Origin of the sequence: Hoyosella subflava DQS3-9A1 (assembly GCF_000214175.1) — a bacterium.
Classification (GTDB): domain Bacteria; phylum Actinomycetota; class Actinomycetes; order Mycobacteriales; family Mycobacteriaceae; genus Hoyosella; species Hoyosella subflava.
Map to the genome: position 1 here is coordinate 3,839,509 of NC_015564.1, position 13,620 is coordinate 3,853,128.

Consider the following 13,620-nt stretch of genomic DNA (forward strand, 5'->3'; position numbering starts at 1 on the left):
GACCTACTGCCCAGCTCGCGGGTACGGCCAGGGGTTATAGCTACACACGAACCCATCCGGCGGGACCACACCACCCGGGTCGAGCTGCGCAATCTCATTGTTCGAGGTACTCAGCGTCTGCTGCATCATGACGTTCGCGAGCCCCCCATCGGATTCGCACGGCACGTGTTCAGGGTAGCCAATCGCATGGCCCACCTCATGATTGACGAGGTACTGGCGATATGACCCGATGTCACCCTGGAATGCCAGCGCTCCCCGGACCCACCGGGCGTCGTTGATGATCACTCGGCCACTGCGCGGCGAGAAACACGAGACTTCAAGCTGGATCGTGTAACCGCAGAATTGGCGGACTGTCATCACCGAAGTGAGCGAAACCCGGAAGTCGGGGGGTCCGTCTTCCGGCGCCGAGACCCTCCGGAAACCGAATTGCGGGTCCGCGATCCAGCTCTTCGGGTTGGCGAGCGTCTCATCAACCATCCGCGTGACCGCTTCATCGCCGCCGTAACTGGTTGTGTCGATCCCTTCCTCGATCTCGACCGTGTACGTGAACACGCGGTTCTCCCCGGCACCCACCTCGCCGGTGTGGCCCGGAACAATGCGCCATTCGCCCGTACCGTGCTCCGTATACGGCCCGCCCGCAGGAAGTTCACCGGTGGGCAGATCGGGGAAAGAACCGTCCGCAGGAGGCGGCGCGAGCTCCTCATTCTGACTGGTGCCGCCATCGAGCATCGGCAGATTCTGGCTGCCTGCCACGGTCTGATCCGACGAAAACCGATCGTCAGCACCGTTGGCGGAAAACACCGTGACTGCCACAATCAGGAGCGCCACCGTCGGCACCGCGTACGCGCGCCACCCGTGCGCGCGCAAAAAGACGAGCACCCGGTTCGCTCGTGGTGAGCGCTTCGCCCGTTTCCGGACCCGTCTGGCGCCCCTCGACGGCCGACGACGCACATAAGGAGGCGGTTCAGGCTCGCCGCGGAAGTCTGCCGCGCCATGCGCGTGCCCGATCGGATCCCACTGCGCCTCGAGCGGCTGGTTCCGCGGGCTCTGCCGCACAGACGAGCGTGAGCGTGACGGTGCCCGCGTCCGTCGTCCACGGACGCTACGCGCCTCGTCCCGAGGCCGCCGCCTACCATCTTCTTGGTGACGTGCTCCGCGAATCGTCACCCTCCCACACTCTCACAATTCGACCGGGCACAAACTACGCCGCGCCGCGCGGCACAACGGTCACGCAGGCGGACAATTCCACCGCGAGCCTACCCGAACCAGCCGCCGTCGCGCCGACCGCGACAGCCGGCGCGAGATCGGAATTTAGGCCTCTACAGGGTAGTGTCAATGCACTGGTAACCAGCAACGACACCAGCTGTAAACGAACGGTGATGGCATTGACGGAACGGATCAGCACTCCACACTCATCCTCTGAGGAACGCAACGGTGGAGTGCGAGGCACTGAGCAGCCCCGCACGCCGGCGCGGAAGAACACCCGGCTGCCGCGCGGCGCACGACGAGCTCAGCTTCTCCACGCTGCCAGCGACGTCTTCGCCAGCCAGGGGTACCACGCCGCCGGGATGGATGAGATCGCGGAGCGGGCCGGGGTGAGCAAACCGGTGTTGTACCAGCACTTCCCGAGCAAGCTCGATCTTTACCTCGCGGTGCTGCAAGCTCACGTCGAGAAGCTGATCTCAGGCGTACGTCAAGCGCTGCGCTCCACCACCCACAACAAGCAGCGTCTCTACGCCGCTGTCATGGCTTTCTTCGATTTTGTCGACAATGACACTCAGGGTTATCGGCTGATTTTTCAGTCCGACGCGCTGAGCGACCCCTCTGTGCAGGAGCGCGTCGAGCAAGCCAGCGAAGACTGCATCGACGCCGTATTCGATCTGGTCAGCCACGATTCCGGCCTTGATCCGTACCGGGCACGCATGCTGGCTGTGGGCCTTGTCGGAGTCAGCCAGGTGAACGCGCGTTACTGGCTCGAAGCGAACCGCCCGATCAGCAAGAGTGACGCTGTCGAAACAACTGTCACACTCGCCTGGGGTGGGTTGTCGCACGTCCCTTACCAGCGGTCGTCCGATGAGCGAGAGGCCGAGGCGCCGTCTACGCGCGCATCCACGTCCACGGACGCGAGCCCCGCATAGTCTGAGTTAGACAAACATTGGGCGCGGCAGCCTTCCGCTGCCGCGCCCAAATTTGTGCTCAATCAGCTGGGTGCGAACCCAACCTTGCGTGAATCGGCCGGACCGATCTCCACGTAAGTGATCTTGCTGGACTGAATCAGATACTTCCGGCCCTTCTCGTCCGTCAATGTGAACGTCGCACTATTGCCCTTCTCGAAGGCAGAGCGAGCCTGCTCCTCTACCTCCTCAACGGACTGGGTGCTATTAACGATCAGCTCCCGACTGCTGTCGGCGATCCCGATCTTGACCTCCACGCTGTCCTCCGATCCACATAAAATGGCGTGCTGCTGAACACGATCCAGTCATCCTGATGTCAGGCTATCGAAACGGCGGGCCAGGGGGCCGCCGTTACCCTGCGCTGTAAGCGAACGGCCCCAGACCCCCTACAGACCGAGGAGCTTCATCCGCTCGTCGTGTTTTGCCTGCATGCTGTCGAACAGCGTGGCGATGTGGTTGAGGTCCCCGCTGGCTGAGAGGACAAGTTCTGCAAGGTCGTCACGCTGCCCCAGCACAAATTGTGCTTGCGTGAGCGCCTCACCAAACAGACGCCGTGCCCACAGGCGCAGCCGGTCCGCAGCGATGGTGTCGCCGTCGACGATCGAGCGCACCTCATCCTTCACGAACTCGGAATGGTGTGTCTCAGCGAGCACACCTTGGACCACCGCGGCGACGTCAGGGGGGAATGCGCTCGAGATTTCGAGATAGAAGTCCGCCGCGATCCCGTCGCCGATGTATGCCTTGACCAAGGTTTCCGGCCATGTACTCGGTGTGGTCGAGCGGTGATAAGCATCCAGGACGTCGATGAAGGGTGCCATCACTTCGAACGGATCCCTGCCCTGTTCCTTGATGGCTGAATGCAATAGTTCGTAATGACGCATCTCGGAACCGGCCATGCGCGCGATCGCGACCCGGCCGTACAGATGCGGAGCGAATTTCGCCTCGTCAGCTAGTCGGTAAAACGCCGTGATCTCGCCGCACGCCAGCGCGCCATACAGTTCGATGATTCCTGGGTGATCGCTACTCACAGATCCCATAGTGGAGAGCCTATTCCACCGATCGGATCACCCGCGCGCCTACCGTCAATCAGTTGCTTATCCCGACACGGGTTTTCTCGTGCCCCGATCAGAGGCGAGCCGACATGCCTGCCGCTGACATGCGATTTTCCTCTTCGACGCGCGGTGGCCGGTACCATGGCTGCAAGCCCTTGGCAACGAGCGGTTGCTCACCTTTCGTTTGGGTGGTCAGTCCGCAGCGGATTTCGACGACACCGCGCCGGCTTTTGAACTCGCGCCGCGCTTACGAAGCCGCGGCGAACAACAGAAAGGCACATCCTGAGCAAGTTCACGAAAGACACGGGTATGGCAGGGCCGCCTGGAAATGCGTCCGCTACGGAGAAGACCGTACTTGCGGACGCTCGCGCCCTCACCGAACCCCATGAATCACCGAGCTTCGCGGAGTTGGGCGTCAACGACAACATCGTTCGCGCCCTGAATGAACAGGGCATCGAGCGGACGTTCGCGATCCAGGAACTCACGCTTCCGCTCGCGCTCGCCGGCGAAGATCTGATTGGACAAGCTCGCACCGGCATGGGCAAGACCTTCGGTTTCGGTGTCCCGCTTCTGCACCGCATCGTTACTGGCAGTGCCCCACTCGACGGCACTCCGCGTGCCCTCGTTGTGGTCCCAACGCGCGAGCTGTGCATTCAGGTGACCAAGGATCTGACGGCTGCTGGGCGGTACCTCAGCGCCGGGGCCAACGGGAGTTCCCGCAAGCTCAGCGTGTCCGCGATTTATGGCGGTCGGCCTTACGAGGAGCAGACGTCGGCGCTCAGCGCTGGGGTCGACGTTGTTGTCGGCACCCCCGGCCGGTTGCTGGACTTGGCTAATCAGAAGTATCTGAAGCTCGACGGGATTTCGATCGTCGTGCTCGACGAGGCCGACGAGATGCTCGATCTGGGCTTCCTTCCCGACATCGAAAAGATTCTCAGCCGCGTGCCTGATGTGCGGCAGACGATGTTGTTCTCCGCAACGATGCCTGGCCCGATCATCACGCTCGCGCGAACATTCTTGACTCAGCCCACGCACGTCCGCGCAGAGGAAACCGACTCATCAGCGGTTCATGACCGCACTCGCCAGTTCGTCTACCGCGCACACGCGCTCGACAAACTGGAACTCGTCAGCAAGGTTCTCCAGGCCCGCGAACGTGGCGCTGCCATGGTCTTCACCCGGACCAAGCGGCAGGCCGACCAGCTTTCCCGAGACCTCGAGCAGCGCGGCTTCGCGGTGTGCGCCATCCACGGTGACCTCGGCCAGGGCGCTCGGGAAAAGGCATTGCGCTCGTTCCGGTCAGGAAAAGCCAATGTGCTGGTTGCAACCGATGTCGCTGCCCGCGGCATTGACATCGACGACGTCACGCATGTGGTCAACTTCCACTGTCCCGACGACGAGAACACGTACGTTCACCGCGTGGGGCGTACCGGTCGCGCTGGACGCACCGGAATAGCCGTCACCCTTGTGGATTGGGAAGATCTCGAGCGCTGGAAGCACATTAGCCAGACTCTAGACCTGAAGATCGATGCGCCGGTCGAGACTTACTCCACGTCCGACCATCTCTTCAAGGACCTTGATATCCCGGACGACGCAAGCGGACGTATCTCTGTGCCGGCGCGCGACGCTTCGCCGCAATCCGAAGACGTCACGGCAAGCGACGAGAAAAAGCGCACGACGTCCCGGCGGCGACGTACACGGGGAGCGCGGCGCGATACCGATACGCAGGGTGGGACGAACGCGCCGGGAGATGCGGCCTCTACCTCTCCTGAATCTCCAGGCACCCCATCCTCCCCTGATGGCCCGAAGCGGCGGCGCACGCGCACGCGCGGACGCAAACCCGCTATGGAAAGCGCATCTGACGGTGCACCGTCAGATGCGAAGAAGGGCGCCCCGGAAAACGCCTCAGCAGAATGAGCAACCGCGCACAGGGTGCGGGGAGCGGTCGTGATCGCACCTGAGCGCCGGAGCCGGGCAGATGTGGTCGCCACCGTTGCGATCATCATGCTTGTCGTCGTTGCGACGTTCACGATCTGGTGGCGCAGCGACTACCGGCAAACACAATCCGCCCCCGCCGAGCGGCCCATCGAAGCAGTCACCGGGGCACTAGCAACACCCACCTCCGTACGCGAGGTGTGGCGCGCGCCCAGTGAAGCATCGACCGTTCCCATAACGTCCGGCGGCACGGTCGTGAGCACGCGCGCCGGCGAGGTTGCTGGTCATGACGTCGCCACGGGCACCCTGCGCTGGCGGTATGAACGCCAGCGCGAACTGTGCGCGGTGACAGGACAAGAGCACCAGGTGGTCGCCGTGTACAGGACCCCGCGCGGCTGCACGCAGGTGACTGCCCTCGAAAGCGCGACGGGTGTACGTGGGGAGCAGCGAACGAGCGACGCTGATACTTCCGTGACCCTGACCGCCGACGGACCCCACATTATGTCGCAAGGGCCGCAACGGCTCGAGGTATGGCGCTCCGACTTGGTCCGGACGCTCGAGTTCGGCAGGGTTGCCGCGCCCGTGAATCCGGACCGCCAGCAGCGCGGTGGCTGCGACATTCTCGACGCACACATCACCCGGTCCCGTGTAGCGGCGGTTCTGCAGTGCCCGGAAGAAGCGGGTGAACGACTCGTCCTGCTGGACAGCACTCCCGAGCGGAACAACGAGCCCGAAGAGCACGGAAGTGCGCTCATCACTACTAACGATGCCGGCCTGGGTGAGATTCCGGGAGCTGAGGGCACGTCACTGGCCGCGATTTCTGCGCAGCTGACTGCGATCTTCGTCCCGGGAGACACAGACGAGGTCGCTGTTTATGGCCAGGAGGGCACAGCGATCCATCGGTGGTCGCTCGCGGATGTACCCGCCGCTCCTGGCATCTCCGATGATGACCCCCCAATCGGGTTCATTCCGGAGCGAAGGTCCACTGGCACCGTCAGCGCTCCCACGGACTTGGCGTACTGGTTCACCGGCACCGATGTGGTCAGCCTGTCTGGACGGGACTTTCGTCCGTTATGGCGCGTCCCCGCCGCGGGGCCCCCGGCCGTGATGGCTGGCCAGCTGCTTGTTCCCACCGCTGCCGGAATCAGCGTCCACAATGCGCGCACGGGAGCACTGGAGCGCACCATTGCCCTCGATCGCAACGGCGAGGACGTGACGGGCCTTGCAGTCCTGGGTGACTTCATTCTCGAGCAACGAAACGGCAGCACTGGGACTGTCGTCGTACTAGGCCCCAGCTAACTGCACCCTATTCGTAGGACGCGAAAGTGTTGAGCTCCCCGCCCTCTGTCCAGGTCTTCAGCAGGTTCGCAGCGAGCTCGCGATAAGCGACTGCGCCTTTGTTCTTCCGTCCCGCCAGAATCGACGCACCCGATGCGGACGCTTCCGCGAAACGCACTGTCCGCGGAATCGGCGGCGCCAGCACGGGCAGTCCGTAGCGGTCGGACACATCCGCGAGCACGTCCCGACTATGCGTCGTTCTCGCATCGTAAAGCGTCGGCAACGCCCCGAGCAGCGCCAGATCCGGATTCGTGATCTGCTGCACTTCGGTCACTGTGCGCAGCAACTGACCAACACCTCGATGGGCGAGCGTCTCGCATTGGAGCGGCACGATCACCGAGTCCGCCGCGGTCAGGCCGTTGAGCGTGAGGACGCCGAGCGACGGCGGGCAATCGATGAGAATGACATCGAAATCAGACGACGCCGGATCGAGCGCGCGGCGCAAGGTGAACTCGCGACCGGGCCGCATCAGCAGGAGCGCCTCCGCCCCAGCAAGGTCGATGTTCGCTGGAAGCAGCGTCACCCCATCGGCGGTATCGAGAAGAACATTACCGATCTTCTGCTCGCCGATCAGAACATCATGCACCGACATCTCAAGTTTGTCCGGATCATGCCCGAGCGAGAAGGTCAGGCACGCTTGTGGATCGAGGTCAACCACGAGCACCCGTTGGCTAAGCGCCGACAGTGCGGCGCCGAGCGACGCCACCGTCGTGGTCTTGGCGACCCCGCCTTTCTGGTTCGCTATCGCGAGAACTCTGGTCACACCGCCATACTCCCCGATTACTTCGGCAGATGCGAGGACATGCGCGGCGTTTTGCCGGGTGTTTTGGCTGCGGATTTGACAAACGGGCGGTCGTCAGTCTGCGGACATCCACTCACTTGAGCGCCCGCTCATCAGGAGCACAAGCGTCAGGACAACCACCCCGCCGAGGGCGAATCCCCACAGGTACTGCTGCGAACCTGAAATGAGCGAAAAGACGACGGGAAGCAGCAGCAACTGGATCACCACTGCGATGGCACGTCCCCAACGCTTCCCCAGTGCGAGGGCGATGCCTCCGCCGAGCACCGGCGCACCCAGGAAGACGAACCACCCAGCTGTCGCGTAGCCGCTGACTTCGGTGCCCCCGGTACCGGTGACCGCGCGCACGAGCAGCCAGGCCCCGAGCCCGAGCAGGACGAGACCCTGAAGCGAGACGATCACTCCTGCCGCCCTGATCCCAGGGGGCACCGGCGGTTCTGCGGGCTTGCGCGAGTCTTCCGGAGACGATGAGTGGGTGGCCACCTCGATAGGGTATTCCACCGCGCCGGTCACGGTCGCAACGCATCGACAGGCTAGGCTCACTCATCGTGCGCGCGCTGCTGATAGTGAATCCACACGCGACCTCGACTACACCAGCGGGTCGCGACCTGATTGCGCTCGCACTATCGAGCGCTCTCAAGCTGAGGGTCGCCCACACCGCCTATCGCGGTCATGCTGCGGAACTCGCTGCGGAGGCCACGTCCGATGGCTACCCACTGATAATCGTCCATGGCGGTGACGGCACCATCAACGAAGTCGTGAATGGTGTGCTCGGGGGCGATGTTCTGGGAGGCGAGGGCGGCTCGATGGCTTCGATCGCCGCGACCGCATTACCGACGATTGCGGTAGTGCCAGGCGGGTCGGCGAATGTCTTCGCACGGTCGCTTGGCATCAAGAATGATCCACTCGACGCCGCCAATCAGCTCATCAGCCTCGTACAGTTGCGTCACCATCGCCGTATTGGTCTTGGACATTGCGATGGGCGCTGGTTCTTGTTCAACGCGGGAATGGGTCTTGATGCGCACGTCGTCGAGTCCGTTGAAGCGAGCCGCGCGGGCGGTAAAGCTGCAACCTCGGGGCGATACGTCCGCGCGACGGTCCGCACGTTCATTCGCGAACGCAAACTTGCCCCCGCGCTGACCGTTGAGACTCCGGGTGGAGCGAAAGAAGAGGGTGTGTACTACGCATTCGTGTCGAACGCGAGTCCGTGGACCTATCTCGAGGACCGTCCTGTCTACACGAACCCCGGTGCCGACTACGACTCGGGCCTTGGTGTCTTCGCGCTCAAAACTGCGGGCTGGGTCTCCACACTGCGCATAGCCAGGCAGTTGGTGTTCCCGCGGCGCGGCGGGCCCCGTCATCCGGATCTCCTGCGCGCCGATGACGTGAACGAAATCCGGATTAGCAGCAGTCGGCCTATCGGCCTGCAGCTTGACGGCGATTTTGTCGGGTTACGTGAGGACGTCACGTTCCGTGCCACACCTAACATGCTCGACGTCGTTGCACCAAGAAATCCCACCCAACAGACTCCGTAAAGCATGTGAGATCACGCACATCTACGCGTCAATGTCAAATTTCATCTAGAGATTCTGCCCGATTTGACACAGACTGGAACATCCGAGCGTACAAATAGATGGGTATCCACACACTTGGTCTAGACCCGCACGCCTGGTGCAGACCGCATCGGACGGCGGCTTAGTGATGTTCGTTACGACCTACTCGGGAGTATTGAGCTTCGAGTGAGTTCGTGACAGCATTTCTAGTTAACGGCGTGGAAACACAACGGCTACGCGTGAATTAATTGTTGACAACAATGGTGTGACGCACTTCGGTTCCTCGTGCGCAGCACACCCAGTGAGGAGTACCGATCATGGACTGGCGCCACAGGGCGGTCTGTCGCGATGAGGATCCGGAACTGTTCTTCCCCGTTGGAAACAGTGGCCCGGCGCTTGCGCAGATCGCGCAGGCAAAACTTGTCTGCAGCAGATGCCCCGTCACCCCCGAATGCCTCACGTGGGCACTCGAATCCGGCCAAGACGCCGGCGTGTGGGGTGGCATGAGTGAAGATGAACGTCGCGCACTGAAGCGGCGCAAAGCTCGGACCCGTGCTCGCAGCACTGTCTGACGTTAGCTATTCGCAAACAGTATTTGGCTTGGATTCTTCGGGATCCAGGCCATTTTTCTGTCTTTTGCCACAGCACACAATTAATGTATTGAATTCACGCCCTTCGGCGCCCGAGTGGCACCCGCAGCACGGCGTCAGTGCCGCCCGCTTCGCTCTCGTGCAGTCCGAGCGAGCCTCCCAGCTCCGCGGCGACGAGTGTGCGCACGATCTGCAGGCCCAAACGGTCGGAGCGTTCGAGGCTGAACCCTTCGGGCAGGCCATTGCCATTGTCGTGAATGACGACATCGAGCCATCGCGCCGAACGTTCCGCCCTAAGGACAATCTCTCCAGGTACATCCCGGTCACTCGAGTCAACTGACTCGAGGTCCTCCGGCACTCCAAGGTTGAACGCGTGCTCGATCGCATTCTGGACAAGCTCAGTCAGGACCATGACAAGCGGTGTCGCCTTATCCGCCGGCATAACGCCGAGGCTGCCCTCTCTGCGGACCGCGATCGGCATCCCCACAGTGGCGACGTCAACCATCATCGGCACCAGACGATCGATCACGTCATCAAGGTTGACCTGCTCGTCGACTGACATCGACAGGGTGTCGTGCACAAGGGCGATTGAACTTACCCGGCGCACCGATTCCGCGAGAGCCTGGCGTGCTTCTTCATTCGTTGTTCGTCGCACTTGCAGGCGCAGCAGTGCAGCCACGGTTTGCAGGTTGTTCTTGACGCGGTGGTGGATTTCGCGAATCGTCGCGTCTTTGGAAAGCAATGCCCGGTCGCGGCGCTTGACTTCAGTGATGTCCCGCACGAGCACGAGCGCGCCAGCAGGTTCGAGCTGCGGATACAGCGGCAATGCCCGGAAGAGCACGGTCGCACCCCGCGCGTCTATTTCCATTCGCATGCTCGACTCACGGGCCGTGACGGCTTGCAGGCGGACACCGAACTCCTGCGCGTCGAATGGGTCGGAAATCAGCGGCCGTGTCACCGCCGAGAGGTTCTGGCCCGCGATCTCGGTGCTGAGCCCCATCCGGTGGAATGCCGACAGCGCATTCGGGCTGGCGTACGCAACAGTGCCCTCAACATCGATGCGGATCAGCCCGTCACCGGCTCTCGGGCTCGACTGGATGCCGACCAGATCCTCCCGTAAGGGGAAACTCCCGTCGCAAATCATCTGACACAAGTCCGCCGAACACGCGATGTACGCCATCTCGAGCGCACTCGGAACCCGAAGCTGAGCAAGTGACGTATCGCGGGTGAGAACCGCGATGATCTGCCCGCCGCTGCGGACAGGTATTGCCTCGCGCGCAAGCGGCGTGCCCTCGTACCAGCGAGGTGTGTCCTCGCGCAGGATTTCGCCCCGCAGCATCGCTGCGACGAGTTCGGGATGGTCGGCCCAATCGACGGAACTTCCTACCCTGTCGTGCGAGTACACCGTCGGAGACGTGGTGGGGCGGCATTGGGCCACACAAACCGCTTTCGCGCCAGCCAGATCATCTTGCCCCTCCGCGTCGTCCAGATCGCCAGTAGCCACCCACATGAGGACGTCCGAGAACGAGAGGTCGGCAACCAACTGCCACTCCCCCACAAGCCGCTGCAGATGGTTGACGGCATCGCCCGGCAGGTCGGTGTGCTCCGCGAGGAGGGCGCTAAGAGTTGACATATGCGAACACCATCATGAAATCACCGCGATGAGGTCGCCCTGCTGGATCACATCACCTTTTGTGACGTTGACTGCGCTGACGGTGCCGTCGAGTTCCGCGAGGACAGGAATTTCCATCTTCATCGATTCGAGCAGCACAAGTGTGTCGCCTTCGCGGACCGCGTCACCGACGTTGACGACAACATCGAGTACCTGCGCGACCATTTCCGCGCGCACATCTTCCGCCATGGGGACCTCCGCCGTTTCGCTAGCGTCTCTAGGCTAATCGAGCGCAATTACGGGTAGCGACATCAGGGCGGCTACCGCGATTCGCCAACCACGCGTGCAAATCCATGCCCCGCAGGGCGAGTACACTGGACCGGCAATAAAGAGAGCAGAAGGCCGGGGTTGCCCGTCCGCATAAGGAGTGACCATGAGCAAGCGTGGCCGCAAGCGTAGCGCCCGCCGTAAGAACAAGGCGAATCACGGAAAGCGTCCCAACGCCTGATACCGCGAAAGTCCGGGTTTAACCCGGACTTTCGTCGTTTCAGGCGGCCTCACTCATCGGTGACGATCCGGTGAATTGTGACCTGCCTGCGGATCTCGATGGTCAGGCGGTCGCGGAGATACTCGGGCGCGCGCTCACCGCCGCACTTTCGCGACAGCAGTCGTTTGATCTTCTCCTCCACGCCGTACGCCTCGAGGCAGGGCCCACATTCGTCTAGGTGGGCTTGCAGCCGCTCACGAATAACCTCGTCACACTCATGGTCGAGCAATAGGTATACATCCGCCATGACCGCAGTGCAGTCGACATGGCTATCCGCTTCGAGGAACCCCTCCTCGCCGTAATTGTCCGGTGGGGTCATCATTGCGCCCTCTCCTGAGTTTCAGCGGAAGCCTCGCTGTTCGAACGGTTGAATCCACGATCCCGGGCGACGTCGGCCAGCATGCCACGCAACTGCTTGCGTCCGCGGTGCAAACGCGACATCACAGTGCCAATGGGCGTCCCCATGATCTCCGCGATGTCCTTGTACGGAAAACCTTCAACATCTGCGTAATAGACCGCCATGCGGAATTCGTCTGGCAGCGACTGGAGCGCATTCTTGATGTCGTCGTCGGGGAGCGCTTCGAGCGCCTCCACCTCCGCTGAGCGCAAGCCCGTGGAGCTGTGTTCAGCCGCGGCCGCGATCTGCCAGTCGGTGATCTCCTCCGTCGGATACTGCGCTGGCTGCCGCTGCCGCTTGCGGTACCCGTTGATGTAGGTGTTCGTGAGAATGCGGTACAGCCACGCCTTCAGGTTCGTCCCTTCCTTGAAGGAACTGAAAGCGGAGTACGCCTTCAAATAGGTCTCCTGGACCAGATCCTCCGCATCGGCAGGGTTGCGCGTCATCCGCAGCGCAGCGCCGTAGAGCTGGTCGATAAGCGGCATCGCATCACGCTCGAACCGCGCAATCATCTGCTCGGGCGTTTCACCCTGCGATGGTTCGCCACGCGGTGCATCCGATTGAGTACTTTCCGGCACAGGCTTCCCTTCGCTGATAGCAGGTTCCAAGCCTACCGCCCGAGGAGGTAAGTCCTGATACCTGCGTGCCCGCCGGAAATATTGCGTCTGCGAAGTGGGAGGGTCGTCTAGGCACAGCGCCGCCATCGTTACGTACACGCTCCTCTTCAAGTTGGCACACGAACATTCCGTACGCATCGATTCAACAGCTGAAGAGGCACGGTTGTTCCCGGCTAACTAACTGTGTCGCTCTGCACGTTCTCAGAACAGTTGCGGCTCGCGCTCGTCGGCATCACCGACCGGCACGATGAGGTCAGATCCCTCGTTACGCACCTGGTTGACCTTGGTACTGACGCGGCGGACCTCGATTGTGCTGTCGAAATCCGCGGGCGGTTGAAGCAAGTCCTCAGCCGCTGGACGATCTGGTGCAAGCCACGCTTGCCAGCGGTCAGGGCTCACTACGAGCGGCATGCGGTCGTGGATCTCGGTCAGCACACCCACCGCGTCGGTTGTGAGAACTGCACAGCTGAGAAGCGGAGGAGCATCCTCTTGCGCGGAAGGGTCCCGCCATGCGGACCACACACCAGCGACATAAATCCTAGATCCATCGCGCGGGGTCATGAAGTATGGCACCTTCACGAGCTTCCCGGTGACGGGGTCATCGGCCTGCACCCACTCGTACCAGCCATCCATCGGGATGAGACAGCGCTTACTCTTCATTGACGTTCTGAACGCGGGCTTATCGGCCGCCGATTCAGCCCGCGCGTTGAACAGCAGAGGCCCCTTCTTGATCTCCTTCGACCAGTGCGGGACGAGTCCCCACCGCATCGCCCGGATTCGCCGGCGCAGCGGGGAGTCCGCATCAGCAGAGTCGTCACGCCGGTCGACTACGGCCGCGACGGTCGTCGTGGGCGCGATGTTGTAGCCCACCCGCGGTGAGCCGCCGCCCTCAGCATTGGGCGTCTCGTCGAGAGCATCGAGTTCCGCCGCTAGCGTTGCGGGATCGGCGGTGGTTGCGTATCTGCCACACATAAGTTCCATGCTAAGCACGAACCGCAAAAAGGAGACG

At 62.3% G+C, this 13,620-nt stretch carries 16 protein-coding genes; 6 read left to right on the forward strand and 10 right to left on the reverse strand.

Annotated elements, in window-relative coordinates; all coding sequences use genetic code 11:
- Positions 1-3: 3 nt before the first annotated feature.
- A complete protein-coding gene (locus AS9A_RS18040; protein ID WP_237707837.1) occupies positions 4-1,056 on the reverse strand; it encodes a DUF3152 domain-containing protein in 1,053 nt (350 codons plus the stop codon).
- A gap of 323 nt (positions 1,057-1,379) precedes the next feature.
- Here AS9A_RS18040 and AS9A_RS18045 point away from each other — a divergent pair, with 323 nt between their 5' ends.
- A complete protein-coding gene (locus AS9A_RS18045) occupies positions 1,380-2,138 on the forward strand; it encodes a TetR/AcrR family transcriptional regulator (protein ID WP_013808552.1) in 759 nt (252 codons plus the stop codon).
- A 62-nt stretch (positions 2,139-2,200) separates the two neighbouring features.
- Here the strand turns inward: AS9A_RS18045 and AS9A_RS18050 are convergent, their stop codons facing one another.
- Together AS9A_RS18050 and AS9A_RS18055 are read right to left on the reverse strand one after the other, a co-directional pair.
- The gene (locus tag AS9A_RS18050) at positions 2,201-2,431 is read right to left on the reverse strand and encodes a DUF3107 domain-containing protein (protein WP_013808553.1); all 231 of its coding nucleotides are present in this window, start codon (positions 2,429-2,431) and stop codon (positions 2,201-2,203) included.
- A 129-nt stretch (positions 2,432-2,560) separates the two neighbouring features.
- Positions 2,561-3,211 (reverse strand): ferritin-like fold-containing protein, encoded by a 651-nt coding sequence (locus tag AS9A_RS18055; RefSeq protein ID WP_013808554.1) that lies wholly within the window; start codon positions 3,209-3,211, stop codon positions 2,561-2,563.
- Between the two features lie 324 nt (positions 3,212-3,535).
- Here AS9A_RS18055 and AS9A_RS18060 point away from each other — a divergent pair, with 324 nt between their 5' ends.
- Both AS9A_RS18060 and AS9A_RS18065 read left to right on the forward strand, forming a co-directional pair.
- Positions 3,536-5,140, forward strand: a complete 1,605-nt coding sequence (locus AS9A_RS18060; RefSeq protein ID WP_013808555.1) for a DEAD/DEAH box helicase — start codon at positions 3,536-3,538, stop codon at positions 5,138-5,140.
- A gap of 30 nt (positions 5,141-5,170) precedes the next feature.
- Complete coding sequence (locus tag AS9A_RS18065; RefSeq protein ID WP_013808556.1) at positions 5,171-6,457, forward strand: Rv3212 family protein; 1,287 nt, start codon at positions 5,171-5,173, stop codon at positions 6,455-6,457.
- 7 nt (positions 6,458-6,464) lie between these two features.
- On the opposite strand, the gene AS9A_RS18070 is transcribed toward AS9A_RS18065, so the two are convergent.
- On the reverse strand, positions 6,465-7,259 hold the full coding sequence (locus AS9A_RS18070; protein ID WP_013808557.1) for a ParA family protein: 795 nt from the start codon (positions 7,257-7,259) through the stop codon (positions 6,465-6,467).
- Between the two features lie 93 nt (positions 7,260-7,352).
- Positions 7,353-7,778, reverse strand: a complete 426-nt coding sequence (locus AS9A_RS18075) for a hypothetical protein (RefSeq protein ID WP_049793948.1) — start codon at positions 7,776-7,778, stop codon at positions 7,353-7,355.
- Between the two features lie 65 nt (positions 7,779-7,843).
- Between AS9A_RS18075 and AS9A_RS18080 the strand changes: the two genes are divergently transcribed.
- Both AS9A_RS18080 and AS9A_RS18085 read left to right on the forward strand, forming a co-directional pair.
- Complete coding sequence (locus AS9A_RS18080; protein ID WP_013808559.1) at positions 7,844-8,830, forward strand: diacylglycerol/lipid kinase family protein; 987 nt, start codon at positions 7,844-7,846, stop codon at positions 8,828-8,830.
- 335 nt (positions 8,831-9,165) lie between these two features.
- The gene (locus AS9A_RS18085; protein ID WP_013808560.1) at positions 9,166-9,420 is read left to right on the forward strand and encodes a WhiB family transcriptional regulator; all 255 of its coding nucleotides are present in this window, start codon (positions 9,166-9,168) and stop codon (positions 9,418-9,420) included.
- 94 nt (positions 9,421-9,514) lie between these two features.
- Here the strand turns inward: AS9A_RS18085 and AS9A_RS18090 are convergent, their stop codons facing one another.
- On the reverse strand, positions 9,515-11,071 hold the full coding sequence (locus AS9A_RS18090) for a sensor histidine kinase (RefSeq protein WP_013808561.1): 1,557 nt from the start codon (positions 11,069-11,071) through the stop codon (positions 9,515-9,517).
- Positions 11,072-11,083: 12 nt separating this feature from the next.
- On the reverse strand, positions 11,084-11,299 hold the full coding sequence (locus AS9A_RS18095; RefSeq protein ID WP_013808562.1) for a biotin/lipoyl-binding carrier protein: 216 nt from the start codon (positions 11,297-11,299) through the stop codon (positions 11,084-11,086).
- 184 nt (positions 11,300-11,483) lie between these two features.
- On the opposite strand from AS9A_RS18095, the gene AS9A_RS25015 reads away from it, so the two are divergent.
- Entirely contained in the window at positions 11,484-11,558 is a 75-nt protein-coding gene (locus AS9A_RS25015; protein ID WP_407636578.1) for a 50S ribosomal protein bL37, read from the forward strand.
- A gap of 49 nt (positions 11,559-11,607) precedes the next feature.
- Here AS9A_RS25015 and rsrA read toward each other — a convergent pair whose 3' ends face one another.
- The 3 genes from rsrA to AS9A_RS18110 form a co-directional block, all read right to left on the reverse strand.
- Entirely contained in the window at positions 11,608-11,919 is a 312-nt protein-coding gene (gene rsrA / locus AS9A_RS18100) for a mycothiol system anti-sigma-R factor (protein ID WP_013808563.1), read from the reverse strand.
- Positions 11,916-12,572: a sigma-70 family RNA polymerase sigma factor gene (locus AS9A_RS18105; protein ID WP_013808564.1), complete on the reverse strand. Its 657-nt coding sequence runs from the start codon at positions 12,570-12,572 to the stop codon at positions 11,916-11,918. Before AS9A_RS18105 ends, rsrA begins: the two co-directional genes overlap by 4 nt.
- Before the next feature lie 240 nt (positions 12,573-12,812).
- A complete protein-coding gene (locus tag AS9A_RS18110; RefSeq protein WP_041451194.1) occupies positions 12,813-13,583 on the reverse strand; it encodes an SOS response-associated peptidase in 771 nt (256 codons plus the stop codon).
- Between the last annotated feature and the right edge of the window lie 37 nt (positions 13,584-13,620).

Coding starts and splice junctions, on each gene's coding strand:
- AS9A_RS18045 (WP_013808552.1), top strand. CDS start 1,380: ATGGCATTGACGGAACGGATCAGCACTCCACACTCATCCTCTGAGGAA.
- AS9A_RS18055 (WP_013808554.1), bottom strand. CDS start 3,211: ATGGGATCTGTGAGTAGCGATCACCCAGGAATCATCGAACTGTATGGC.
- AS9A_RS18060 (WP_013808555.1), top strand. CDS start 3,536: ATGGCAGGGCCGCCTGGAAATGCGTCCGCTACGGAGAAGACCGTACTT.
- AS9A_RS18085 (WP_013808560.1), top strand. CDS start 9,166: ATGGACTGGCGCCACAGGGCGGTCTGTCGCGATGAGGATCCGGAACTG.
- AS9A_RS18090 (WP_013808561.1), bottom strand. CDS start 11,071: ATGTCAACTCTTAGCGCCCTCCTCGCGGAGCACACCGACCTGCCGGGC.
- AS9A_RS18095 (WP_013808562.1), bottom strand. CDS start 11,299: ATGGCGGAAGATGTGCGCGCGGAAATGGTCGCGCAGGTACTCGATGTT.
- rsrA (WP_013808563.1), bottom strand. CDS start 11,919: ATGATGACCCCACCGGACAATTACGGCGAGGAGGGGTTCCTCGAAGCG.
- AS9A_RS18110 (WP_041451194.1), bottom strand. CDS start 13,583: ATGTGTGGCAGATACGCAACCACCGCCGATCCCGCAACGCTAGCGGCG.